Origin of the sequence: Catenuloplanes atrovinosus (genome assembly GCF_031458235.1) — a bacterium.
GTDB lineage: Bacteria > Actinomycetota > Actinomycetes > Mycobacteriales > Micromonosporaceae > Catenuloplanes > Catenuloplanes atrovinosus.
On the sequence record NZ_JAVDYB010000001.1, the window covers coordinates 592,645 to 615,995 of the forward strand.

21 protein-coding genes and 1 riboswitch are annotated in these 23,351 nt (G+C 72.1%); of the genes, 10 read left to right on the forward strand and 11 right to left on the reverse strand.

What is annotated here, in order from left to right; all coding sequences use genetic code 11:
- Positions 1–54: 54 nt before the first annotated feature.
- The 3 genes from J2S41_RS02680 to yicI are packed head-to-tail and all read left to right on the forward strand — an operon-like array spanning position 55 to position 4,154.
- The gene (locus J2S41_RS02680; protein WP_310362572.1) at positions 55–966 is read left to right on the forward strand and encodes a carbohydrate ABC transporter permease; all 912 of its coding nucleotides are present in this window, start codon (positions 55–57) and stop codon (positions 964–966) included.
- A gap of 1 nt (position 967) precedes the next feature.
- The gene (locus tag J2S41_RS02685; RefSeq protein ID WP_310362576.1) at positions 968–1,855 is read left to right on the forward strand and encodes a carbohydrate ABC transporter permease; all 888 of its coding nucleotides are present in this window, start codon (positions 968–970) and stop codon (positions 1,853–1,855) included.
- Positions 1,856–1,877: 22 nt separating this feature from the next.
- A complete protein-coding gene (gene yicI, locus J2S41_RS02690) occupies positions 1,878–4,154 on the forward strand; it encodes an alpha-xylosidase (protein WP_310362579.1) in 2,277 nt (758 codons plus the stop codon).
- Between the two features lie 59 nt (positions 4,155–4,213).
- Here the strand turns inward: yicI and J2S41_RS02695 are convergent, their stop codons facing one another.
- Positions 4,214–5,380 carry a PLL family lectin gene (locus J2S41_RS02695; protein WP_310362582.1) on the reverse strand — a complete coding sequence of 389 codons (1,167 nt, stop codon included), beginning with the start codon at positions 5,378–5,380 and terminating at the stop codon, positions 4,214–4,216.
- Between the two features lie 352 nt (positions 5,381–5,732).
- On the opposite strand from J2S41_RS02695, the gene J2S41_RS02700 reads away from it, so the two are divergent.
- Entirely contained in the window at positions 5,733–6,386 is a 654-nt protein-coding gene (locus J2S41_RS02700; protein ID WP_310362583.1) for a hypothetical protein, read from the forward strand.
- Positions 6,387–6,545: 159 nt separating this feature from the next.
- Here J2S41_RS02700 and J2S41_RS02705 read toward each other — a convergent pair whose 3' ends face one another.
- Positions 6,546–7,310, reverse strand: coding sequence for a hypothetical protein (locus tag J2S41_RS02705; RefSeq protein ID WP_310362586.1), 765 nt, complete (start codon positions 7,308–7,310; stop codon positions 6,546–6,548).
- A gap of 181 nt (positions 7,311–7,491) precedes the next feature.
- On the opposite strand from J2S41_RS02705, the gene J2S41_RS02710 reads away from it, so the two are divergent.
- Positions 7,492–8,586 carry a citrate synthase 2 gene (locus tag J2S41_RS02710; RefSeq protein ID WP_310362588.1) on the forward strand — a complete coding sequence of 365 codons (1,095 nt, stop codon included), beginning with the start codon at positions 7,492–7,494 and terminating at the stop codon, positions 8,584–8,586.
- 740 nt (positions 8,587–9,326) lie between these two features.
- Here J2S41_RS02710 and J2S41_RS02715 read toward each other — a convergent pair.
- Both J2S41_RS02715 and J2S41_RS02720 read right to left on the reverse strand, forming a co-directional pair.
- The gene (locus J2S41_RS02715) at positions 9,327–10,232 is read right to left on the reverse strand and encodes a DUF559 domain-containing protein (RefSeq protein WP_310362590.1); all 906 of its coding nucleotides are present in this window, start codon (positions 10,230–10,232) and stop codon (positions 9,327–9,329) included.
- Positions 10,233–10,445: 213 nt separating this feature from the next.
- A complete protein-coding gene (locus J2S41_RS02720) occupies positions 10,446–11,177 on the reverse strand; it encodes a hypothetical protein (protein ID WP_310362594.1) in 732 nt (243 codons plus the stop codon).
- 86 nt (positions 11,178–11,263) lie between these two features.
- On the opposite strand from J2S41_RS02720, the gene J2S41_RS02725 reads away from it, so the two are divergent.
- Together J2S41_RS02725 and ahcY are read left to right on the forward strand one after the other, a co-directional pair.
- Entirely contained in the window at positions 11,264–11,707 is a 444-nt protein-coding gene (locus J2S41_RS02725) for a nitroreductase/quinone reductase family protein (RefSeq protein ID WP_310362596.1), read from the forward strand.
- An 8-nt stretch (positions 11,708–11,715) separates the two neighbouring features.
- A riboswitch (S-adenosyl-L-homocysteine riboswitch) is annotated at positions 11,716–11,796 on the forward strand.
- 110 nt (positions 11,797–11,906) lie between these two features.
- A complete protein-coding gene (gene ahcY, locus J2S41_RS02730; RefSeq protein WP_310362599.1) occupies positions 11,907–13,313 on the forward strand; it encodes an adenosylhomocysteinase in 1,407 nt (468 codons plus the stop codon).
- A 53-nt stretch (positions 13,314–13,366) separates the two neighbouring features.
- On the opposite strand, the gene J2S41_RS02735 is transcribed toward ahcY, so the two are convergent.
- Entirely contained in the window at positions 13,367–14,554 is a 1,188-nt protein-coding gene (locus J2S41_RS02735) for a LolA family protein (protein WP_310362603.1), read from the reverse strand.
- 100 nt (positions 14,555–14,654) lie between these two features.
- Here J2S41_RS02735 and J2S41_RS02740 point away from each other — a divergent pair, with 100 nt between their 5' ends.
- Positions 14,655–15,317 (forward strand): response regulator transcription factor, encoded by a 663-nt coding sequence (locus J2S41_RS02740; protein WP_310362606.1) that lies wholly within the window; start codon positions 14,655–14,657, stop codon positions 15,315–15,317.
- Positions 15,318–15,364: 47 nt separating this feature from the next.
- On the forward strand, positions 15,365–16,690 hold the full coding sequence (locus J2S41_RS02745) for a sensor histidine kinase (RefSeq protein ID WP_310376246.1): 1,326 nt from the start codon (positions 15,365–15,367) through the stop codon (positions 16,688–16,690).
- Positions 16,691–16,693: 3 nt separating this feature from the next.
- On the opposite strand, the gene J2S41_RS02750 is transcribed toward J2S41_RS02745, so the two are convergent.
- Together J2S41_RS02750 and J2S41_RS02755 are read right to left on the reverse strand one after the other, a co-directional pair.
- A complete protein-coding gene (locus J2S41_RS02750) occupies positions 16,694–19,888 on the reverse strand; it encodes a tetratricopeptide repeat protein (protein ID WP_310362609.1) in 3,195 nt (1,064 codons plus the stop codon).
- 104 nt (positions 19,889–19,992) lie between these two features.
- On the reverse strand, positions 19,993–20,457 hold the full coding sequence (locus J2S41_RS02755) for a MarR family winged helix-turn-helix transcriptional regulator (protein WP_310362612.1): 465 nt from the start codon (positions 20,455–20,457) through the stop codon (positions 19,993–19,995).
- 58 nt (positions 20,458–20,515) lie between these two features.
- Here J2S41_RS02755 and J2S41_RS02760 point away from each other — a divergent pair, with 58 nt between their 5' ends.
- A complete protein-coding gene (locus tag J2S41_RS02760; RefSeq protein WP_310362615.1) occupies positions 20,516–21,031 on the forward strand; it encodes a VOC family protein in 516 nt (171 codons plus the stop codon).
- A gap of 23 nt (positions 21,032–21,054) precedes the next feature.
- Here the strand turns inward: J2S41_RS02760 and J2S41_RS02765 are convergent, their stop codons facing one another.
- From J2S41_RS02765 to J2S41_RS02780, 4 genes are all read right to left on the reverse strand, one after another.
- A complete protein-coding gene (locus J2S41_RS02765) occupies positions 21,055–21,246 on the reverse strand; it encodes a DUF4236 domain-containing protein (RefSeq protein ID WP_310362619.1) in 192 nt (63 codons plus the stop codon).
- Positions 21,247–21,330: 84 nt separating this feature from the next.
- Complete coding sequence (locus tag J2S41_RS02770; RefSeq protein ID WP_310362622.1) at positions 21,331–21,786, reverse strand: RrF2 family transcriptional regulator; 456 nt, start codon at positions 21,784–21,786, stop codon at positions 21,331–21,333.
- Between the two features lie 65 nt (positions 21,787–21,851).
- A complete protein-coding gene (locus J2S41_RS02775; RefSeq protein WP_310362625.1) occupies positions 21,852–22,724 on the reverse strand; it encodes a helix-turn-helix domain-containing protein in 873 nt (290 codons plus the stop codon).
- A gap of 175 nt (positions 22,725–22,899) precedes the next feature.
- The gene (locus tag J2S41_RS02780) at positions 22,900–23,331 is read right to left on the reverse strand and encodes an SsgA family sporulation/cell division regulator (protein WP_306833366.1); all 432 of its coding nucleotides are present in this window, start codon (positions 23,329–23,331) and stop codon (positions 22,900–22,902) included.
- Positions 23,332–23,351: the final 20 nt, after the last annotated feature.

Genomic DNA, 23,351 nt, shown 5'->3' on the forward strand with positions numbered 1-23,351 from the left:
GCCTCGGATCGGGCCGCCGGCGTGGGGCCGTCACTGAAAGGCTCCCCCCTCACCATGGCCAATACCCGGTCCCGGCGGGGTGGCAAGGGCGGTTACCTGCTCTTCCTGCTCCCCGGCGTGCTGCTCTTCACCGCCGTCATCGTCATTCCGCTGATCATGAATATCGGGATCAGCTTCACCCGCTGGCAGGGCATCGGCACCCCGCAGTGGATCGGACTGGACAACTACGACCGGCTCATCCACGACGCCAACTTCTGGGCGTCCTTCCGGAACATCATCTTCATCATCGTGGCGATGGTGGTCATCCCCACGCTGCTCGGACTCTTCCTCGCCGCGGTCCTCTTCGACTACGTCGGCAAGCGGATCGGCCCGGGTACGGCCAGCGTCTTCCGCTCCGGCCTGTACCTGCCTCAGGTGCTGCCGGTCGCGGTCACCGGCATCGTCTGGGGCTGGTTCCTCAACTCCAGCACCGGTGTGTTCAACTCCATTCTGGACAGCATCGGGCTCGGCTTCCTCGCGCAGAACTGGCTCGGCGACCCGAAGTGGGCGCTCTGGTCGGTGATGTTCGTGATGGTGTGGGTCCAGCTCGGCTACCCGGTCGTGATGTTCATGTCCGGTCTGCAGCGCGTCGACCCGGAGCTCTACGAGGCCGCGGACCTGGACGGCGCGGGCTGGTGGCAGAAGTTCACCCGGATCGCGGTCCACCTGATCAAGCCGGAGATCTATGTCGTGCTGGTCACGACCACCATCTCGGCCCTCAAGATCTTCGGTCAGATCTTCGTGCTGACCCGCGGCGGGCCGGGCAACTCCACGCTGGTCCCGTCCTACTTCGCCTGGCAGAACTTCTTCGAGAAGTTCAACGCGGGGTACGGCGCCGCGATCTCCACGGTGCTGACGCTGATCATCATCGTGCTGACCTACGTCTTCCTGCGGATCCAGACCGCCGACGAGCGGCGGGGAGCCTGATATGTCGACTGACACCGTGACGAAAGCGGCCGGCGAGCCGGTCAAGCCCGTCAAACCCGCCAAGCCCGGCGGGCTCGCCACCAAGACGCTCGTCCTGGCCGGCCTGACCGTCTTCACCGGCCTCGTGCTCGCACCGTTCCTGGTCGTGCTGATCAACGCGTTCAAGTCCTCGGAGGACTACAGCCAGGGCGGGCCGCTCGCGCTGCCGTCCAGCATCTACCTCCAGGGCATGATCGATTTCTGGAACCGGGTCGAGTTCGGCGAGAAGCTCTGGAACAGCTTCGTCATCGCGGCCTCGGTCGCGGTGCTCGCCGTGATCATCAGCGTGCTCAACGCCTACGCGATCGGCATCGGCCGGCTGCGCGGGCGTACCGCGTTCCTGATGTTCTTCCTGCTGGCCAACCTGCTGCCGCAGGAGGCGCTGGTCTACCCGCTGTACTACCTGTCGAAGCAGTTCGACCTCTACAACACGCGGCTCATGGTGATCATCATCTTGACCGCGATCCAGGCCGCGTTCGGCACCTACCTGCTCTCCAGCGTGTTCCGGGACTTCCCGCCGTCGCTGCTGGAGGCCGCGGCGCTGGACGGCGCCGGCAAGCTGCGCACGCTGATCCGGGTGGTCGTGCCGACCAGCTGGCCGACGCTCTCCGTGCTGTTCACGTTCTTCTTCATCTGGACGTGGAACGAGTTCTTCCTCCCGCTGATCTTCCTGATCGACAACGACCTCCAGACCGTGCCGCTGGCGCTGGCCGTGCTCCAGGGACAGCGCGAGGTCGACATCACCACCACGGCCGCGTCCGCGCTGCTCGGCATCGTGCCCGCGGTGCTGTTCTTCCTCATCTTCCAGCGCACGCTGACCCGCGGGGTCATGTCGGGCGCGGTCAAGTGACACATCCCGGAAGGACCCGGAAATGAAGTTCAGCAACGGCTACTGGCGGATGCGGGACGGGGTGACCCCCATGTACCCGATGGAGGTGCGCGACGTCCAGGTCACCGGGGACGCGCTGACCGTCTACGCGCCGACCAAGCGGATTCTCACCCGGGGAGACACGCTCAACCTGCCGCTGCTGACCGTGCGCGCGTCCTCGCCGGCGCCGGGCGTCATCTCGATCAGGACGACGCACTTCGCGGGGCGGCGTCCCCGCACCCCCTCCTTCCAGCTCGCCGATGGCGGCGCCGACGTGCGGATCGCGGACGGCGAACAGTTCGCGTCGCTGACCAGCGGGGAGCTGACCGTCCGGTTCCACAAGGGCGACCAGTGGAGGCTGGACTTCCTGGCCGAGGGGCGGGTGCTCACGTCCAGCGGCTACAAGAACCTGGCCGCGCTGGACGTCGAGGGCGAGGGCTCGTACGTGCGGGAGCAACTGCTGCTCGGCGTCGGCGACACGGTCTACGGGCTGGGCGAGCGGTTCGGGCCGTTCGTGAAGAACGGGCAGGTCGTCGACATCTGGCAGGAGGACGGCGGCACCAGCAGCGAGCAGGCGTACAAGAACGTCCCGTTCTACCTGACCAACGCGGGGTACGGCGTCTTCGTCAACCACCCCGGCGGCGTCTCGTTCGAGGTGGCGTCCGAGTCGGTGTCCCGGGTCGGCTTCTCCGTGCCCGGCCAGGAGCTGGAATATCTCGTCATCTACGGCCCGACGCCGAAGGACGTCCTCCGGCGCTACACCTCGCTGACCGGGAAGCCCGCGCTGCCGCCGGCCTGGTCGTTCGGGCTGTGGCTGTCCACCTCGTTCACCACGGACTACGACGAGGAGACGGTCAACAAGTTCGTCTCCGGGATGGCCGACCGCGACCTGCCGCTGTCCGTCTTCCACTTCGACTGCTTCTGGATGCGCGAGTTCCACTGGACCGACTTCGAGTGGGACCCGAAGGTCTTCCCGGACCCGGTCGGCATGCTCAAGCGGCTCAAGGACCGCGGACTGCGCATCTGCGTGTGGCTCAACCCGTACATCGCGCAGCGGTCCGTGCTGTTCGAGGAGGGCGCGGCCAACGGCTACCTGCTGAAGACCACCGACGGCGACGTCTGGCAGTGGGACCTGTGGCAGGCCGGCATGGCGCTGGTCGACTTCACCAACCCCGAGGCCCGCGCCTGGTACGCGTCGAAGCTGCGCGGCCTGCTGGAGATGGGCGTGGACGCGTTCAAGACCGACTTCGGCGAGCGCATCCCGGTCCGCGACGTGGTCTGGCACGACGGCTCCGACCCCGAGCGGATGCACAACTACTACACGCACCTTTACAACCAGGTCGTGTTCGACGTGCTCCGGGAGGTGCGCGGCGAGGGTGAGGCCGTGCTGTTCGCGCGCTCCGCCACCGCGGGCGGCCAGCAGTTCCCGGTGCACTGGGGCGGCGACTGCGAGTCCACGTTCGAGGCGATGGCGGAGAGCCTGCGCGGCGGGCTGTCGCTGTCCGCGTCCGGCTTCGGGTTCTGGAGCCACGACATGGGCGGCTTCGAGGGCAAGCCGCACCCGGCCGTGTTCAAGCGGTGGATCCCGTTCGGCCTGCTCAGCTCGCACAGCCGGTTGCACGGCAGCCAGTCGTACCGGGTGCCCTGGGAGTTCGACGAGGAGGCGGTGGACGTGCTGCGCACGTTCACGAAGCTGAAGGCGCGGATCATGCCCTACCTCTTCGGGCAGGCGGTGCAGGCCCACGAGCAGGGCGTACCGGTGATGCGCCCGATGATCGTGGAGTTCCCGGACGACCTCGCGGTCACGCACGTCGAGCGGCAGTACATGCTCGGCGACGCGCTGCTGGTCGCGCCGGTGTTCAGCGAGGGCGGCGAGACCACGTTCTACACGCCGGCCGGTTCGTGGACGCATCTGCAGACCGGGGAGACGTTCACCGGCCCGGCCTGGCACCGGCGCACGGTCGGCTTCGGCGAGGTGCCGGTGCTGGTCAGGCCCGGCACCGTGCTCGCGCTCGGCGCCGTCGACGACCGGCCCGACTACGACTACGCGCGCGGCGTGACGCTGGCCCTCTACGAGCTGCCGGACGGCGCGGACGTCACGGTCTCGATCCCGGCGGTCGACGGCACCGAGGCGGCCCGGTTCACGGCCGTGCGGACCGGCGACGCGATCACGGTGACCCGGGTGTCCGGCGAGCCGCTGCCCTGGCGGGTCCGGCTCGGCCACGCGGGCACCCCGGTGGAGCTCTCCGCGGAGACCACCGGCCACGTCGTGACGCTCTAGATCAACCAAAACACGGCGGGGGTACGGCATGCGCCGTACCCCCGCCGCTTTGTGGATCTTTACTTGAGCGTGCCACCGAGGTAGGCGAAGGAGCCGTACGGGCTGCCCGGCGCCCACTGCGACTTCGCGTAGAGCGCGTTGTCGGTGCCGCGCACGAAGACCGCGATCCGCCAGTCGTGGTTGGCGGACGCCTCGATCTCGTTGGTCAGCACGCCACCCTGGTTGGACCAGTCGGTCCAGCCGGCGCTACCGCTGTTGTGCTGCACGCGGGTGTAGAGCGCGTTGTCCGTGCCCCGCACGAAGACCTGCAGCTTGCCGCTCTTGTTGATGATCGCGGACGGGTTGCTGGTCAGGACGCCGCCCAGGCTGGCCCAGTTGGTCCAGTTGCCGCTGTTCGGCGACATCTGGCGGCGCGTCCACAGCGCGTTGTCGGTGCCCTTGACGAAGACCTGGATGCGGCCCTTGCCGTCCACCACCGGGGTGGTGTCGCTGGTCAGGCCGCCGCCGAGGGACTTCCACGGCGTCCAGTTGCCGCTGTTCGCGTAGGACTGGCGGCGGGTCCACAGCGCGTTGTCCGTGCCGCGGGCGAAGATGGTCAGCCGCTGGTCCTTGTCGAACGACACCGACGTCTCGCTGGTGATCTTGCCACCCAGCGACTGCCAGCTGGTCCAGGACGAGCTGTTGCGGTCCTTCTGGCGCTTGGTCCAGACCGCGCCGTCCGTGCCCTCACCGAAGACGGTCAGGCGGCGACCCTGGTCCGCGGTGACGGTCGGGTCGCTGTTCAGCACGCCGCCCAGGCTGGTCCACGAGGTCCAGCTGGAGCTGTTCGCCGAGGTCTGGCGCTTGGTCCAGATCGCGTTGTCGGTGCCCCGCGCGAACACCTGGATCCGCCGGGCCTCGTCCACGCCGACGCGCGGTGCGCCGGTGATGACGCCGCCGAGGCTGACCCAGTTCGTCCAGGAGCTGGAGCCGCGCTTGATCTGCGTCTTCACGTAGACCGCGTCGTTGGTGCCGCGGACGAACGCCGACAGGCGGCCGTCGCGGTTGAGCGCGGTGTCGACCGACGGCGTGCCGGCCGGGGAGGCGCTGCGCGCGGTGGCCGGCGTGGCCTCCGCGATCGGCGCCGCCTGGGCGGGCGCCGAGACGAGACCGCCGCCGAGCAGGGTCAGCGCGGTCGCCGCGACGATCGCGCTCCGTACACGTCGGGTTGCGAGTGCACCCTCCATGACGATTCTCCTTCCGGTTCAGGTGGTACGCCGGGCCGGACCGTCCTCGGCGGACGGCTGGTGGAGGCCCGGAAGCCCGTACCCCTGGTGCTGGCTGGTGATGGTCGAGCCCGAAACGCGCACAATGCCCGTTCTGACCGACCACAACGGAGCGTAATTTGCCGGTGGCCTTTCCGTGGCGAGTTCATCCCGTCGCCACGCCGCCGTGCCTGTCGCGTAAGTGACACTTAAAGTAAATTGGACGAAATAACGGCATATTAACGGGCGATTAGGCCGGACGACCGGATGATTTACGGCGAATCGGACCGGTGTCCACGGTGGGCCGTGATACCGCGGGCTTTAGCATGTGTCGATGCGGTGGATCTTGTCGCTTCCGGCCATTGTGGGCGCGGCCTGCGTCGCGGTCGCGGGCGCGATGGCGGCCTCGCCGGGGATCGCGGGCGGGGCTGCGCTCGCCGTGTCGGTGCTGCTCATCGCGCATCCGGCGGTCGCGCGCGTGCCGGACGCGGCGAGCCGGGTGCTGCTGCGCGGCGTGGCCGGGTTCGTGGGCGCGGCGGTCGTGCTGCGGGTGTCGGAGTGGTGGCGGTGGCGATCCCCGGACCGGGCGCCGGAGGACCTGGGGCCGCACCGGGCGGAGTACGCGGCCGACCTGCTCACGGTGGGCTGCCTGGCGGTGGCGGTGGTCTGCGCGGGCGTGGTGATCGGGCGGTCCTGGCGCGGGCGGCGAGTGCCGGTCGCGGTCGCGATGGCGGGCGTGTTCCTGCTGGCCGGGGCCGCGTGGCGGGCGGTGGTGGCGGCGCGGGTCAGCGGGGAACTGCTCCGGGCCCGCGAGTCGGCGGCGGAACTGGCCAGGGGCGGCGCCTTCGTCCAGGAGGGGCTGCGGTACTCGCGGACCGCGATGGTCGCGATCGAGGTGTGGCCGGCCGTGCTGGTCGGCGCGATGCTGCTCGGTGCGGTCCTGGCCGTGGCCGCCGGCGCCCGTCTCGCCGCGGCGGAACGGCGCTGACCGTGGGCCTGACCCGGCCACCGCGGGTCCGGCAGGGAGGCCGCCCGCGGCCGGCCGGTGCCCGCGGGAGCACTGGGACATCGGCCACGCCGGACGTGGGAAGACGGCTTTCACGATTGTGATGGCCGTGGGTCCGCCACGCGAACGGGACGCGGGTCTCTACAGCGTCATCATCTTCGCGGCCAGCGCGACCGGCGTCAGGTCGCCGTTGCGCAGTTCCTCGGCCGCGGTGGCCTCACCGATCGTGTCCAGGTGCTCGGCCGCGGTGCGCAGCGCGCGTTCGTCGCCGCTGAGCAGCTTGCGGGCGATGTGCGTCTGGGCGGCCGTCAGCTTCGCGAACGCGCACGCGTCGAGCGCGGTGATCACGCCCTCGTTCAGCGTGCCGTCCATCGCCCGGCGCGCGCCGATCTCCAGCAGCCACTTCGGCCACCAGGCGTAGCGGCCGACCAGCCCGCCGTACCGGATGGCCTCCTCGGGGGAACGGCCGGCCGCCAGCAGGTTGACGGCCAGCTCGGTGTCGAAGCGCTCCAGGCGCAGCGCGGTCATCGCGAGCAGCAGCGTGGGCTGCGCGCCGAGCAGCGGCTCGGCCCCGGCGGCCGCGCCCGGGTAGTCGCCGCCGACCGCCGCGTTGATCACCCATGCCTCGGTCAGGCGGGTGCTGTCCGCGTCCACCCGGTCGAGCGTGTTACGCAGGCGCTGCCGGGCGGCCTGGGCGTCGTCGGCGAGATACTCGTCGAGCGGGCGGAGCAGGTGGCGGTTCACGGTCGCGGCGGCCAGCTCGATCTCGCGGCGGACCAGCGGATTCGTGATCCTGGGGGCGAGCGCGGTGGTCAGTTCCTCGACGAAGTAGGGCGCGTCGAACTGCGCGGACGCGGCGAGCAGCTCCGCCCACCACTCCACCGGATGCGCCGCCCCTTCCTCCATTTGTACGACTATATGGCGAAAAATCGGGCCTTATGTGGGGAAAGGCTTAGGCGCGGTTACTGGGGTCGTGGCTTGGGTCACGTAACGTATCGCCCGGCGGTAACGTACGGAAAACTCCGACGAAACGACGGTTTCCCCGCCTGGGACGCCGTCTCCTGGCGCGACGTGTGAGGAGGGGACGATGACCACGTTCAAGCCCGGTCTCGAAGGTGTGATCGCATTCGAGACGGACATCGCGGAGCCCGATCGCGAGGGCGGCTCGCTGCGCTATCGCGGCGTGGACATCGAGGACCTCATCGGCCAGGTCTCGTTCGGCAACGTGTGGGCGCTGCTGGTCGACGGCGAGTTCGGCCCCGGCCTGCCGCCCGCGGAGCCGTTCCCGGTCCCGGTCCATTCGGGCGACATCCGCGTCGACGTGCAGTCCGCGGTCGCGATGCTCGCGCCGTACTGGGGGCTGCCGCAACTGCTCGACGCCTCTGACGAGCAGGCCCGCGCCGACCTCGCCCGCGTCTCCGTCACCGCGCTCTCGTTCGTCGCCCAGTCCGCGCGCGGGCTCGGGCTCCCCGCGGTGCCGCAGAAGGAGATCGACAAGGCGGACACCGTGGTCGAGCGCTTCATGCGGCGCTGGCGCGGCGACCCCGACCCACGGCACATCAAGGCCGTCGACGCGTACTTCATCTCCGCCGCCGAGCACGGCATGAACGCCTCCACGTTCACCGCCCGCGTCGCCGCCTCCACCGGCGCCGACGTCGCCGCCTGCATCTCCGCCGCGATCGGCTCGCTCTCCGGCCCGCTGCACGGCGCCGCCCCCACCCGCGTACTGCAGATGCTGGAGGCCGTCGAGTACTCCGGCGACCCCGCCGGATACGTCCGCGGCGTCCTCGACCGCGGCGAGCGCCTGATGGGCTTCGGCCACCGCGTCTACCGCGCCGAGGACCCGCGCGCCCGCGTCCTCCGCCGCACCGCCAAGGAACTGGGCGCCCCCCGCTACGAGATCGCCGAGGCCCTGGAGAAGGCCGCCCTGGAGGAACTCGCGAACCGCCGCCCCGACCGGGTCCTCCCGACCAACGTCGAGTTCTGGGCCGCCGTCGTGCTCGACTTCGCCGAGGTCCCCGCCCACATGTTCACGTCCGTCTTCACCTGCGCCCGGGTCGCCGGCTGGAGCGCCCACATCCTCGAACAGAAGAAGCTCGGCCGCCTCGTCCGCCCCTCCGCCCGCTACACCGGCCCCGAGCCCCGCAAGCCCTCCGCCGTCCCCGGCTGGGACTCCCTCTAACCCATTTTCCCGCTTCCGGCGCGGTCGCTCCCCGCATGCTCCCGCGGGCACCGGTCGTCGCTGGCGCTCCTCCCTGCCAGTCCCGCACCCACCCGGCCGACCGCCCCGGCCGTCCTCGGCCCACCCCGCGCCCCCGCCGCCTGCGCCGCTCGCGGCGCGCCGTCCCGTTCCCGGCCGGCACGCCAGGTGCCCGGCGCGGCTCGTTGCCGTGGGTGGCGTGCTGCGGGCCGCGTTTCGTTTCCTGGCTGGGACGCCGCCGTGTCCGGCGTGGTTCGTGCTGCGGACGCTGTGCTGCGGGCCGTGTCTCGTCCGCGGGCTGGGGCGCCGCCGTCTCCGGCGTGGTTCGTGCCGCGCTGTGCTGCGGGCCGTGTCTCGTCCGCGGGCTGGGGCGCCGCCGTCTCCGGCGTGGCCTGTGCCGGGGGCACGTGCGCCGCTTCCGTTCGGGCCCGGAGGCCAGCACGTCAGGCACGGCGGGTGGTGGGGGCGGCCGTCGTCGTTGCCGATGTGGAGTTGATGCGCGCCGGGTGACGCGGGCAGCGGCGGTGATCGCGTGCTCTGTCCCGGCCACCCACTCCACCGGCTCCGACGCCGCGAGCGGAGCGGAGCGCCAGCGGAGTCGGAGCCCGCGGCGAGGTTTGCCCGCGGGAGCATGCGCGGCTGGTCCACGCCGGAAGCGGGAAAATCCGGGTCTGAGTTGTTCTTCACGCGACGTGGCCGGCCGGGATGGGTGTAGCCGTGCATCAGTGCGGTCGGCGCCGGCGGCGGAGGGCGGCGGTGATGGCGCGGATGGTGTCGGCGGGGGTGCGGAGGACGTCGTCGGCGGTGAAGCGGAGGACGAGCCAGCCGGCCTCCTCGAGGCGTCGCTGACGGGCGATGTCGTGGCGGAATACGGACCGTTGGCGGTGGTGGTCGCCCTCGTATTCGATCGCGATACGCAGGGTGGGGTAGGCGAGGTCGACACGGAGCGGCGCTGCTCCGCGGGATATCAAGATCTTGTGTTGGGCGACCGGGCGGGGGAGGCCCGCGTCCGTGATCAACAGACGCAACAGGGTTTCCATGGGGGACTCGGTGAGCGGCTCGGCCTCGGCCAGGCGGGTGGTGAAGAGTGCGACGCCGCGCCAGCCGTGGCGTGCCGTGGCGAGGGCGGTGAGCTGCTCGATGGTGACGAGCCTCCGGTGCAGCAGAGCGTCCAGCGCCATGATCGCCCGGCGGCGGTCGGGGAGGCGGCCGGCGTCGAACGCGGTCCGCCCAGGGCTGGTCACCGGGAGTCCGCTGATCGAATCGAGGTCTTCGGGAAGCAGTTTTCCGCGGGAGACCTTCAATCCTCTCTGGACCCTCAGGCTGCATGACGGCGGAATGGTGACGGTGACGGCCGATCCGCGGGGTGGTGATCCGGCGCCCCAGAGGAATACCGCGCTCGGTCCGCTGATCACGCCGCCGGCGGGAAGCGTGAGGGCGGCCGCGGCACACCACATCCGGTGATCGTCAGGGGTGTATTCGGAGGCTCGGACGTAGATGTCGTGAAACAGCCGATGCCACCGGGGTGACTGGAGCTGGCGGCGCGTGACCAGGTCGGCCGCGGTCGCGTGGCTGCCGCGGAAGGGGGCGAGTCCGAGCCGGTGCGGCGCTGATGACGTTCGAGTCACGGGCTCATTCTGGTGCGGCCCTCCGACAATTCGATATTGCATTATCGATCGACTGGTGAGAGATACGTAGAGCACGTTATGAGGGCCTCGTAACGTGCTCTACGTATCTGTAATCGGTTCAACTGGCGGGCCGGGCGGAGATGGGCCGGGACGCGCTGGGGCCGGCCCGGCCGGAGTCGGGAGTGGCCTGCCGGGCGGGCGCGGGCGGCGGGGTCAGGGGGTGATGGTGACGAGGGCCGGGAAGGGGGTGCCGGAGCGGAGCGACGTGATGAGGGTGGAGAGGGCGGGTGGGCCGCCGGAGGTGGCGAGCCAGTGGCTGACCAGGCAGGCGGCCTCGGCGTAAGAGTCGTCGTGAGCGGCGGAGCGCAGGTTCCAGGGGCGGGTGGTGAGGGGGAGGGCGTCGGTGAGTGGCATCAGGCAGCGGGCGGACGGGGCGGGGGACGCGGCGGGGGCCAGGTAGCGGGGGTCGTCGGAGATGACGACGGCGAGGCCCTCGTCGAACCACTGGGGTACCGAGGCGGACCCGAGGCGGGTGTGCAGTTCGACGTGGGCGAGTTCGTGGGTGGCGATGACCGGGTTGATGCCGGCGGGGGAGAGCATCAGGCCGCGGTTGAGGATGGCGATGCCCTTGCTGCCGCCGCCGCGCAGGCGCTGGTAGCAGGCGTCCGTGACGCAGGCGAGGACGCGCGGGGTGCTGAGGCGGTCGCCGTAGAAGGCGCGGATGGTGGCGTCGGCGGCGGAGAGGGCGGAGTCGACGGCGGCGCGCTGGGCGTCGGTGGCGCCGCGTTCCACGTACACGCCGGGCTGGGTTTCGGAGAGGTTGTAGCAGCGCGGGCAGGCGAGCGCGGTGACGGACGGGTAGACCACGGCCAGCGCGGCGATCGAGATGACGATCAGCAGCGGCGGGATCGACCCGAGGACGACGAACAGCCGGCGGCGCGTCATGCCGAGACAGTCTAGGGCTTGACGCATGGGTGTTTACTGTTCTCAACAGAGAGCACTGCTCTCTAACTGGAGCGGGGAGGGAACACGTGCGACTCGTCGAGGCCGAGGGTGGGAGCAAGGCGTTCAACGACATCGCGAAGTGGCTGACCGCGCGCGGGGTCAGCCTGCTGGGCAGCCGGGTGCTGGCGGTCCGGGGGCGCGGCAGCGGGCGGACGCGCACGGTGGTGGTCAATCTGTTCACGTACGAGGGTGAGCGCTATCTGCTCGCGCCGCGCGGGCACACCCAGTGGGTACGGAACCTGCGCGCGGCCGGGGAGGGGGAGTTGCGGCTCGGCGCGCGCGTGGAGCGGTTCACGGCGGTCGAGGTCGCCGACCCGGACAAGCCGCCGCTGATCCGCCGCTACCTGCGGAAGTGGGCGTGGGAGGTAGGCAGGTTCTTCGACGGGCTGGACAAGGACTCGCCGGAGGAGGAACTGCGCGCGGCGGCACCCGGTTTCCCGGTGTTCCGGATCGTGCCGCGCGGGCGGTAGACTCGCGGCAGGCCGAGAGGCGCTGCGACGGACCTCTGTGAGTCCGCCACGCTCGGCCTGTGGATCACACGTAAGGGCGCCTCCGTACCGTGGAGGCGCCCTTCGGCTTCTCCCGGTATCGCCGCGTGGCCTGACGAGGCCGCGCGGACTCGCACACCGTCCGCTCAGGGCGAGCGGACGCGGGAGAGGAGAGGGAAACGTGACTGCTCAGGACTACAGGATCGCGGATCTCGGGCTGGCCGAGGCCGGGCGGCACCAGATCCGGCTGGCCGAGCACGAGATGCCGGGCCTGATGGCGCTGCGCCGGGAGTACGCGGAGTCCCAGCCGCTGCGCGGCGCGCGGATCGCCGGCTCGCTGCACATGACCGTGCAGACCGCGGTGCTGATCGAGACGCTGGTCGCGCTCGGTGCCGAGGTCCGCTGGGTCTCCTGCAACATCTTCTCGACGCAGGACGAGGCGGCCGCGGCCGTGGTCGCGGCCGGCACGCCGGTCTTCGCCTGGAAGGGCGAGACGCTCGAGGAGTACTGGTGGTGCACCATGCGCCTGTTCGACTTCGGCGGCGGGCAGGGGCCGAACCTGATCGTCGACGACGGCGGGGACGTGACGCTGCTGGTGCACAAGGGCGTCGAGTACGAGCGCGCGGGTGCGGTCCCGCAGCCGGCCGAGGGTGACCACGAGGAGCAGCGGGTCATCCTGGACACGCTGCGGGCGAGCCTGGCCGAGGACCCGCGCCGCTTCACCCGGATCGCGGAGGGGCTGCGCGGCGTCAGCGAGGAGACGTCGACCGGCGTGGCCCGGCTCTACCGGATGGAGGCGGAGGGCTCGCTGCTCATCCCGGCGATCAACGTCAACGACTCGGTGACCAAGAGCAAGTTCGACAACAAGTACGGCATCCGCCACTCGCTCGCGGACGGGCTCAACCGGGCCACCGACGTCATGCTCGGCGGCAAGCTGGCCGTGGTCTGCGGGTACGGCGACGTGGGCAAGGGCGCGTCGGCCGCGCTGCGCGGGCAGGGCGCCCGCGTGGTGGTCACCGAGATCGACCCGATCTGCGCGCTCCAGGCCGCGATGGACGGCTTCCAGGTCACCACGGTCGACGACGTCGTGGAGCGGGGCGACATCTTCATCACCACGACCGGCGGCACGGACATCATCACCGCGGCGCACATGGCGCGGATGAAGCACAACGCCATCGTCGGCAACGTCGGGCACTTCGACACCGAGATCGACATGGCCGGGCTCGCGGCGTACCCCGGGGTCGAGAAGATCGAGGTCAAGCCGCAGGTGCACGAGTGGCGCTTCCCGGACGGGCACTCGATCCTGGTGCTCTCCGAGGGGCGGCTGATGAACCTGGGCAACGCCACCGGGCACCCCAGCTTCGTCATGTCGAACTCGTTCGCCAACCAGGTGATCGCGCAGATCGAGCTGTGGACCGGCTCGTACGACGTCGCGGTGTACCGGCTGCCGAAGCACCTGGACGAGAAGGTGGCGCGGCTGCACCTGGACGCGCTCGGCGTGCGGCTGACCACGCTCACCAAGGCGCAGGCGGAGTACCTCGGCGTGGACGTCGAGGGGCCGTACAAGCCGGAGCACTACCGGTACTGACGCGGATGGGGCGCCCCGAGCGGGGCGCCCCATCGACGGTGGTGTCCGATCGGTCAGTCGTTCGCGGCGACCTCGTACAGCTTCTCCGGCGCGACCAGGCCTCCGTAGACCTTGCCGTCGTCGGTGAAGAGCACGCTGAACAGGTTGCCGGAGAGCAGCCGGCCCTTGCCCCAGGCACCGCTCACCTCGGGGAACTGCGCGGACAGCGCCTCCAACTGGGCGGCCGGCAGCTCGTCCGGCGCGCCCTCCGGCGCGTTCTCCGGCTTCACCGCGTCCGCCGGGACGGCCCGCTCGGCGGCGGCCAGGTCGGCCGTGAAGACCGTGGTCCAGCCCTCGCCGATCGTCTTCGGCTTCGCGGCCTCGGCCAGCTTGTCGATCTCGGCCTGCTCCTCGGGCGTCGGCTCGGCGTCGTGCTCCTCCGCGGACAGCGCCTTGGAGTTGCCCTCGGTGACCGTGCCGCCGGGCGGCGGGTTGAACGCGAACTGCGCCGCGTCCGGCCGGCCGAAGTCGACCTGCGTGAACGCGACCTTGAACGCGGAGACGTTGTCCTTCTTCGCGATGATCTCGGCGCGCAGCGGGATCTTGTGCTCCGCGTCGATCGCCAGCCGGACCTCGCCGACCAGCGACGTCGTGTCGCGCGGGCGCAGGATCAGCTCGTACGCGTCACGGCCCGCGACCTTCGCGGACCGGCCGACCACGACCTCGGTGGTCGGGTCGACGGCGGCCAGCGCCTGGTCGGCCGCCTCCTGCGGGGTGGACGGCAGCCCGGACGCCATCGGCGCCGGAGCCTCGTCCGCCTGGCCCGCCGGGACAGTCCAGTGCTGCGCGGTGTTGCCCGCGCTCTGCCAGATCCACACGTCGGTGCCGTTGCGGATCACGTCGGTCTGGCCGAGCGTGCCGACCAGCGCGACGCGGGACTTGTCCGGCTCCGAGTGCCAGACCCGCAGCGTGTTCTCGCCGGAGATCAGCGAGCCGAGGCTGCCGGTCTCGCCGCCGACGTCCGCGGCCAGCTTCGCGATGCCGGGCAGGCCGAGGTCGGCGGTCTGCACGACGGTGCCGGACAGGCCGTCGACCTTCGCGTTCTGCAGGTCGACCAGGAGCTCGGCCGCGCTGCGCTGCGGGAGCACCGGGTCAGCGCCCGCGGCGAGCGCGCCCACCGCGGCGCCTCCGCCGATGACGGCGACCGCGGCGGCGGCCGGGATCAACCAGCGCCGGGCCGTCTGAGACTTCATCAGTGACATGGGTGTCGCACCTCCTGCACACCATGATGGGTCGGCGTGCCTGTGACGAAGCTGAGCCGCGACAGGCGCGGCTGAGAGCGCTCGTGGCACTGTAACTCTCATGCGACTGCTGGTGGTCGAGGACGAGGCGCGGATGGCGCGGGCGCTGCAGCGCGGGCTGCAGGCCGAGGGGTTCGCGGTGGACGTGGCCGCGGACGGGCCGGGCGGGCTGGAGATGGCCCGGCACGGCGGCTACGACGCGATGATTCTGGACGTGATGCTGCCCGGCCTGTCCGGCTACCGCGTGGTGCGCCAGCTGCGCGCGGAGGACGTGTGGCTGCCGGTGCTGATGCTCAGCGCGAAGGACGGCGAGTACGACCAGGCGGACGGCCTGGACTGCGGCGCCGACGACTACCTGACCAAGCCGTTCTCCTTCGTGGTGCTGCTGGCCCGGCTGCGCGCGCTGCTGCGCCGTGGCGCGCCACAGCGACCGGCCGTGCTCACGGTCGGCGACCTGACGCTCGACCCGGCCCAGCGCCGGGTCAGCCGCGCCGGCACCGACATCACGCTCACCGCGCGGGAGTTCGCGCTGCTGGAGTACCTGATGCGCCGGGAGGGCGCGGTCGTCTCCAAGACCGAGCTGCTCGACCACGTCTGGGACGCCGCCATGGAGACCGCGCCGAACGCGGTGGAGGTCTACATCGGCTACCTCCGCCGCAAGATCGGCCGGGACCTGCTGGAGACCGTGCGCGGCGCCGGCTACCGTCTCTCGGCCGCCCGATGACCAACCCCGCGCCGGTACGCCGTGAGCGCTCCCTTCGTACCCGCATCGTGCTCCTGTGGGTGTTCGGGCTGGCCGTGGGCCTGGCGCTGGGCGGCACCACGCTGCTCGGGTCGCTCGGCATCGCGCTGAACCGCACCGCGGAGGCGGAGGCGGCCAAGACCGTGGAGGGCGTGGCGAGGCTGCTCGAGGAGGACGAGCTGCGAAACCCGGTGCCGGTCGCCGGTACGGACGTGCGCGTGCAGGTGGTCGACGCGCAGAGCCGGGTGCGGTTCTCCTCGATCGGCGCGGACCGGCTCGTCCCGATGCTGCACGGCGACGAACTCGCGCGCGCGACCGGCGGCGCGAGCGTCCTGATCGACGGCGTGCGCCTGGGCATCGAGGGGCCGGTGCTGGTGGTGGCCGGCCCGGCCGACGCCGGCGACGAGCGGCTCACCGTGCTGGTCGCCAAGTCGATGCGGGACCTCTACCAGAGCGCCCGGTTCATCCGTAACGCACTGCTGGTCGCGTTCCCACTGCTGGTGGCGGTGCTGGCGCTGGTCGCCTGGCGCGTGATCGGTGCCACGCTCCGCCCGGTCGAGCAACTGCGGCGCGGTGCCGAGGAGATCACCGGCGGCGGGCGGGCCGGGCGGCTGCCCGTCCCCGCGTCCCGCGACGAGATCCACCGGCTCGCGGTCACGCTCAACGACATGCTCTCCCGGCTGGACGCGGCCCGCGCCCGGCAGCGCGCGTTCGTCGCGGACGCGGCCCACGAACTGCGCAGCCCGCTGGCCAGCATGCGGGTGCAGCTGGAGGTGGCGCAGCGGCTGCCCGGCGACACCGACTGGCCGGGCTTCGTCGACGACCTGATGCTGGACGCGGACCGGCTCTCCCGGCTCGTCGACGACCTGCTGCTGCTGGCCCGCGCGGACGACGCGACCGAGGCCGCCCGGCGTACCGCGCCGGTGGAGCTGGGCGAGCTGCTCACCGACCTGGCCGCGCGCTACCCGTCCGTGGCGTTCACGCCGCCGGCCGAGCAGTTCTGGACCGACGGGGACGCGGACGCGCTGCGCCGCGCGGTCGCGAACCTGCTGGACAACGCGGGCCGGCACGCGCGCTCCACGGTCGCGCTGGCGCTGGCGAGGGAGGGCGACCACCACCTGATCACGGTCACCGACGACGGCCCCGGCATCCCGGCCGCGGACCGGGAACGCGTCTTCGACCGGTTCACCCGGCTGGACGACGCGCGCGCCCGCGACGCCGGCGGCAGCGGGCTCGGCCTCGCCATCGTGCGCGAGGTGGTCCGGCTGCACCACGGCGCGATCACGCTCACCGACGCGCCGCCGCCGGCCGGGTCCGGGCTGCGCGCGGAGATCCGGCTGCCCGCCGGGGACTGACCGTCAGCGGCTGGTGCAGACCTCCGGGGACTTCTCGACCGCGCTGGTGGAGTAGACGACCGCGACCGTGAAGCAGTAGTCCGCGTCCGGGTTCAGGTTGTAGACCGGGTACTGCTCGGTGCCGGCCGGCAGCTCCTTGATCGGCACGGAGTTGCCGCGCCGGCCACCGGCGATGAGCACCGGGCCCTCCGCGTCGTCCGGGTACGCCCAGGTCAGCGTCACCTGCGTGCGTGAGTCCTGGATGCGTACGCCGGTGGGCGGGCCGGCCGCGGCGCGCACCGGGGCCTGCGCGGGCGGGGGCGTGGCCACGTCGGACGGCGCGCCGGCGGACGCGGTCGGCTGCGGGGGTGCCGGCTGGCGGGTGTCGCGCTCGGTGAGCAGGAAGCCGCCGATCACCACGATCGTGCCCAGCCCGACCGCGACCAGCGCGGCGATGATCTTTCCGGTGGGGCGCTCGGGGTACCGCTCCGGCGCCAGACCGGCCGGGCGCCGCGTGGGCACCAGCATGCCGGGCGGTTGCCGCCGCGCCGCCGGGCCCGCGGTGAGGGAGCGGTCTCCCTGGGTACGGCGGTGCGCCTTGATCTGCGGCTGGCCCGGCTGGCCGTAGCCGGGCGCCAGCGGCGAGTAGCGGCCGCCGGGGGGTGGCGTCCGGACGCCGCGGGCCTGGCTGCGCCACGGCTGGTCCTGGCGGGCCTGGCGCTGGGCGTACCCACGCGGGACCCGGTCCTCGGCCGGTGGCCGCTGCTGCTGTGGCTGCTGCTCGGCCGGCTGGCGGGGCTGGGCGACCGCCGGCGGGGCGGCCTGGTGCGGGCCGTGGGTGGAGAGGTCGTCGAAGACGGCCGGCGGAAGCGGAGCGGCGGCGCCGTCGTCGGTCCACCGCTGCTCGTCCGGGCGGTCGTCGTAGGGGACCGGGGTGGGTGGCGTCGCGAACCGGCCCTGGCGGGACTGCGGCGGGACCGCGGCCGGCTGGTCCCCCTGGTCCGGCGTGGCCGGGGGCGCCGACGACCAGGCGCCGGTGGGGTCCGGTGGCTGCCAGGCGGGGGGCTGATCCAGCGGCCAGTCGCCGAACGGCTCCTCCTCCGGGGCCGTCCCGGCCGGTGGCGGTGTGGGGACCGGCGCGGGGTGGGCCGCGGCGCCGGCGACCCAGGGTGTCGACTTGGGGATGCCGGAGGCGGGCCAGCGCGGGGTGGGGGGTGGTGTGCGCTCGGGCGGGGTCCACGGGGTGGCACCGCTGTCGCTGCCGCGGGGCCAGGGCTCGGAGGGGCCGCGCTCCGCGGGCGGCTGCCACGCCTCCGGCCGGTCGGGGTCGGCGGTGGGCCGCCACGCGGCGGCGGTGTCCTGGGGCGCCCGCCGGCCGGCGGGCGCCGCGGGCTCATCGGCCGGTGGCCGTGCCGGGGTGTCGTCCTCGCCCGGCCGGGGGCCGACGTAGAAGCTCACGGCCCGCCACGGCTCGACGTCGTCGCCGGTCTGGAGCGGCGGGTGCCACGGGCCGATGACCGGCTCACGGTCGTCCACGGAGGACGCCGCGCCGAGGTCGTGCATCGGTGGGTGCCACGCCGCTTCCGGTGCGGTGGTGGCGGCCTCCGCCGGCGGCGTGGCGAGATCCTGTTCCGGCGGGTTCTGTCGCGGGGCGGCGCGCTCGGCCGGACCGTCGGCGCCGGGACGCTCCTCCACATCGGACAGCGACCGGGCCGGTGAGGCGCCGGGCCGCATGTCGTCGGCGCCGATCTCGTCCGGTTCGTCATCCTCTCGCCGTTGCGAGGGATCAGCGACAGCCGTCTGCCCGATCACCGGCTCCGGTGTCGCGGCGACGTTCGGGACGCCGCTTTCCGGGGCGGGTGTGTCCCGGGGCTGGGCGGCGGGTGGCGGATCGTGGATCAGCTCGGGCGCGACCGGCTCTCTGTCGATCGAGGCATCGGAGGGACCGTGGTGATCGTGATCGGGGTCGACGGCCGGATCGGGATCGGGTGTGTCGTGGTGGGGAGCCGCGCCGTGCGTGCCCCGGGGCGGCCAGTCGATGTCCGGCGCGCTGAGGTCGTCCACATCGGGCGGGAAATCGTCGAAGCCGGCGTCCGCGGTGAGGCTCGGGTAGGCCGGTGCGGGGTCGGCCCACGGCGCCGGCGGCGGGCCGGCGGCCTCCGTGGGTGGCGCCGGGTCGGCCCGCGGCGCCGGGGGCGGGCCGGCGGCCTCCGTGGGTGGCGCCGGGTCGGCCCGCGGCGCCGGGGGCGGGCCGGCGGCCCCCGTGGGTGGCGCCGGGTCGGCCCACGGTGCCGGCGGCGGTGGCGGAGTGGTGGACTCCGCGGCCGGCGCCACCGGCCTGGGGGATCGCTGCGGAGCCGTGCCCCACGGCGTGCCGGCCGTGCCGCCGGGAGCGTCCGCGGCGCCGGGCGTCGTGGCGGTGGGGCTGCCACCGTCCGGAGTGGACGGGGCGTCCGTCGTACCGGTGGGGATGGGGAGGTCTGGGGGGTCGGCGGAGATGTCGTCGTCGGCGGGGTGGAGGTTGCGGCAGACGTGGTCGGGGTCGGCGCCGGCCCGGGCGAGCGCGGCGATCTGCGCGGCCATCGGGTGGTCGGCGGGGAGATATTCGCGGCAGAGGTCGCGGGCGCCGCTGAAGCGCTGGTGGGCCTCGCCGAAGTTGCCGCAGTCGCGCTCCATGGTGCCGAGCCGGGCCAGCATCTTGATGCCGGCGGGATGGCCCTCGCCGTAGGTCTCGCGGTGCCGTCGGTACGCGTCCGCGAGCAGCCGGCGGGCGGTCTCGCACTCGCCGCGCGCGTGTTCGACCGTGGCGAGGTCGGCCTGGGCGGCCAGCACGCGCGTGGAGCCGGGGCCGTCGACCAGCGTGAGCCGGGCGACCACGTCGCGGTAGAGGTGGGCGGCGCCGGCGTAGGCGCCGACGCGGTGCAGCACGGCGGCGAGCGTGGCGGCCGCGACCACGGTGTGCTCGTCGGCGGGGCCGCGCAGCCGCCGCTGGGCGGTGTGCGCGAACGTGGCCCAGGCGCGGGCGGAGTGCGGCTCGCCGAGCGCGACCAGGATGCGGGCGAGCAGGCCCGCCGCGTCGGCCAGATCGGCCGACGCGCGCAGCGGATCGACGTCGACGGCGGCGAGCGCGTCGCTGAGCAGCGCCTGGGCCGACCCGAGGTCGCCCGCGCCGACCAGGTCCTTCGCGTGCGCTGTCAGTTCAGCCAATCCGTGGGACACGTGCCCCATAGTGCTCGTTCCGGAACGATGTGTTCAAGTGGGCGCTCTCGGCGGCGCCGTCCGGTCGCCGTATTACCGGGCGATTCCGGACTGTCGCGTAGCCGTCAGCGCAGCTCGTGGTCCGGATCCAGGTGGTCGAGCAGCCGGGTGCTGATCTCCCCGAGCTGGGTCAGTTGCTCCGGGGTGAGCTGGTCGAAGAGGTGCGCGCGGACGCCGTCGACGTGCCGGGGCGCGGCGGCGGCCAGCACCTCGTACCCCCGGTCGGTGAGCACGGCGAGCTGGCCGCGCCGGTCGGTGGGGCAGTCCTCGCGGCGTACCCACCCCTGCTCGGTGAGCCGGGTCACCGCGTGCGAGAGCCGGCTGCGGGACGACGCGAGCGAGGAGGCGAGGTCGCTCATCCGCATGCTGCGCTCGGGTGCCTCGGAGAGCCGGACCAGGATCTCGTAGTACGCGTGCGGCATGCCTGAGTCGTGCTGGAGTTCCCGGTCGAGCGTCTCCAGCAGGGCCCGGGAGGCGAAGAGGAACGCCCGCCAGGTGCGTTGCTCCTCGGCGTTCAGCCAGCGAGTCATGACCGTATGATAATCAACTAGTTGAAACCTCAACTATCAAGATGGCAGGGGGACCACCATGGGCGTCGTCAGGCTCAACCACGCCGTGCTCTACGTCAGTGACCTCGATCGAAGCGTGGCGTTCTACCGGGACGTGCTCGGGTTCCGGCAGGTGCCGATGACGCCGAACGGTTTCCGGGCCGCGTTCATGCAGGCCGCGGACTCGACGAACGATCACGACCTGGGACTCTTCGAGATCGGGCCGGCCGGGCCGTCGATGGCGGGGCGCGCCACGGTCGGGCTCTACCACCTCGCATGGGAGGTCGACACGCTGGAGACGCTGGAGCGGGTGATGGTGGCGCTGGCGAACGCGGACGCGCTGGTCGGCACGTCGGACCACGGCACCACCAAGAGCCTCTACGGGCGGGACCCGGACGGCCTGGAGTTCGAGGTGGTCTGGCTCATCCCGGCGGACCTGCTTGACGACGCGGCGCTGGCCGCGCGCAGGACCATCGGCCGGCTGGACATCTCCCGGGAGAAGCAGCGGTACGGCGGCCGGACGCGCGGCGGAGTGGGAGTCTCCGAGGGCGCCTGACCGCCGTACCGGCGAGAAGGCTCTTATGAGTTGCTCGTGGAACGGGACTTGTCCTGCTTCCAGGAGAACGGGCCGGGCAGGTCGACGCGGTGCGCGCGGGCCCGCGAGTTCCAGGACCAGCGGCCGATCTTGATGCTCCACGAGGAGAATCCGTTTTCCGTGAAGTTGAGGATCAGCGGTCCGAACTTCTTGCGCTTACGGAACATCAGGCCCATGGCGTGTTGCTCCCTTCGTCTGCATGGCTGCCGGGGTTGTCGAACATGTGCCCGAAACCCCGGCGGAGCAAACGTTCGGGTGAATTACCGCGGTTCCCAGGCGTCCGGGCGGGTGGTGAGCTTCTTGACGTGGTTGGGCAGCCGGCCGCTGACCACGTCCGCCAGGCTGGTCTCGTCGACGACCTCGCGCACCGCGCTGCGCACCGCGACCCAGAGCTTCGGCAGGTGCTCCGCGGCGCCGTCGTAACGCGTCTCCTCGGGCCGCATGCCGCGCACGCCGGCGAGCGGACCGTCGACCGCGCGCAGGATCGCGCCGATCATGATGTCGCGCGGGCTCTGCGCCAGCGTGTAACCGCCCTCGGCGCCGCGCTGGGCGCGGACGATGCCGGCCCGGCGGAGGTCGGCCAGCACCGCCTCCAGGAACTTCCGCGGCATGTCCTGCTCCTGCGCGATGGCCTGGGCGGACATCAGCGACGGCGAGACCGCGGCCAGGCTGAGGGCGGCTCGGACGGCGTACTCACCACGCGCGGAGATCTGCACCTCCACATTGTGACCCCGCGTACGGCTCTCACGTGCGCCGCCCCGGTTTGTCCTATTAAGTGAAACTACATCTCATGGAAAGCCGTGGTGCGCAGCCGGTGCGGGGCGGACTCGTGGGTGTCCAGCGGCGGGCCGGGCAGCGCGGCCCGGAACGCGCCGGGGGAGCGGCCGGTCTCCCGGTGGAAGAAGCGGCCGAAGTTGGTCGGCTCCGGGAAGCCCAGCGCCCGGCCGATGTCCGCGATCGGCGCATCCGTGCAGGCCAGCAGGCGCCGGGCCTGCAGCGCCACCCGGTCGTCGATCACCTGCTTGGCACTGCGGCCGGTCGCGGCCAGGCACGCCCGGGTCAGCGTGCGGACCGAGCAGCCGAGCTCGCGCGCGTACTCCTCGACGCGGCGGGTCCGGGTGTACCCCGCCTCGACCGCGTCGGTGAACTCCCGGAACGTGGTCCGCTCCGGGGCGCGCGCGGCACCGCCGCCGGCCAGCAGCGCGATGCGCAGCATCAGCACGGTGAGCTGGTGGCGCAGCAGGTCGTCGGCGAGCGGCGTGCCGGCGTGCCGCTCCCGGTCCACCACCAGCTGGCTGACCTCGCTGATCACCGCGTCCTCGTCCTCGCCGGCCAGCTGCCAGCCGCATCGCCCGTCCGGCCGCCAGTGGTCCGGCAGATCCTCGGGGTGCCAGGAGATGAGCACCGCGTCCAGCCCGGCCCGCCGGTTGAGCCGGATCGCCTGGCCGGGACGGGCCCACAGCAGCGTGCCGGGGCGGCAGTCGTGCCGGACGAAGTCGATCTCCTGCGCGCCCTGGCCGACGGTGACCAGCAGCAGCAGGTTGCGATCGAGGAGGTGCGGTCCGTCGCCGGGGAAGTCGCTGAGCGTAGTGGCGCCGATGCCCGTGGGGCGTGCGGGCTCGATGCCCTGTCGCGCCTGACCGATACCGACCATCCGACTCACGGTAACCGCCCCTGACCAGGGCCGCATCCCCCGGGCTCGCACTATTCCGTTTGTTGCATATTTATGGCAATTTCGCCGTTTTAATAGGTATATGACTGACCCGCGCGGACCGTTAACGGTACCGCGCGGGTCAAATGGTCGTTTTTGTCCCTTTATAAGCGTTTTGCTATCGTCCCGCCAGCAGCCGGTTCACGGCCGCGTCCACGTCCAGGTGATCGCCCTCGCGGCCCCGCGGCACCACTACGTACGTCCGGCGAAGGAACCGGACCAGTACGCTGCGTGGTACCTCGAAGAGGGCGTTCCCGTCCGGCGAGGACAGCGCCAGGGCGACGAAGTCACCCTTCGGGGTGGCCCACGGCCACACCCGGACGTCGCCGATCCCGGCCGGCTCATCGAGCCCGGTGACCAGCAGCTCCCGCGCGAACGACCAGCTCACGGCCTCGCCCCCGGCCGTCTCGGCGTGGAACAGGACGTGCACCGCGTACGGATCTGACGGGTCGTAGCGAAGGCTGGCGCGCACCGGCAACGCGGTAGCATCCGGTGCGACAAGCCGCAGCGACGTCTCGACCTCGACGGTCGTCGGTCGGATGACACTCATTGACGTTCTCCCCCCGGCAC

Bases quoted from the DNA above. Each gene is read 5' to 3' on its own strand.
- J2S41_RS02720 (WP_310362594.1), bottom strand. From the start codon at position 11,177: ATGACGCGCCGCCGGCTGTTCGTCGTCCTCGGGTCGATCCCGCCGCTG.
- J2S41_RS02680 (WP_310362572.1), top strand. From the start codon at position 55: ATGGCCAATACCCGGTCCCGGCGGGGTGGCAAGGGCGGTTACCTGCTC.
- yicI (WP_310362579.1), top strand. From the start codon at position 1,878: ATGAAGTTCAGCAACGGCTACTGGCGGATGCGGGACGGGGTGACCCCC.
- J2S41_RS02765 (WP_310362619.1), bottom strand. From the start codon at position 21,246: ATGGGCCTGATGTTCCGTAAGCGCAAGAAGTTCGGACCGCTGATCCTC.
- J2S41_RS02775 (WP_310362625.1), bottom strand. From the start codon at position 22,724: ATGGTCGGTATCGGTCAGGCGCGACAGGGCATCGAGCCCGCACGCCCC.
- J2S41_RS02700 (WP_310362583.1), top strand. From the start codon at position 5,733: ATGCGGTGGATCTTGTCGCTTCCGGCCATTGTGGGCGCGGCCTGCGTC.
- J2S41_RS02710 (WP_310362588.1), top strand. From the start codon at position 7,492: ATGACCACGTTCAAGCCCGGTCTCGAAGGTGTGATCGCATTCGAGACG.
- J2S41_RS02705 (WP_310362586.1), bottom strand. From the start codon at position 7,310: ATGGAGGAAGGGGCGGCGCATCCGGTGGAGTGGTGGGCGGAGCTGCTC.
- J2S41_RS02695 (WP_310362582.1), bottom strand. From the start codon at position 5,380: ATGGAGGGTGCACTCGCAACCCGACGTGTACGGAGCGCGATCGTCGCG.
- J2S41_RS02740 (WP_310362606.1), top strand. From the start codon at position 14,655: ATGCGACTGCTGGTGGTCGAGGACGAGGCGCGGATGGCGCGGGCGCTG.
- J2S41_RS02755 (WP_310362612.1), bottom strand. From the start codon at position 20,457: ATGACTCGCTGGCTGAACGCCGAGGAGCAACGCACCTGGCGGGCGTTC.
- J2S41_RS02735 (WP_310362603.1), bottom strand. From the start codon at position 14,554: ATGTCACTGATGAAGTCTCAGACGGCCCGGCGCTGGTTGATCCCGGCC.
- J2S41_RS02760 (WP_310362615.1), top strand. From the start codon at position 20,516: ATGGGCGTCGTCAGGCTCAACCACGCCGTGCTCTACGTCAGTGACCTC.
- J2S41_RS02780 (WP_306833366.1), bottom strand. From the start codon at position 23,331: ATGAGTGTCATCCGACCGACGACCGTCGAGGTCGAGACGTCGCTGCGG.
- J2S41_RS02685 (WP_310362576.1), top strand. From the start codon at position 968: ATGTCGACTGACACCGTGACGAAAGCGGCCGGCGAGCCGGTCAAGCCC.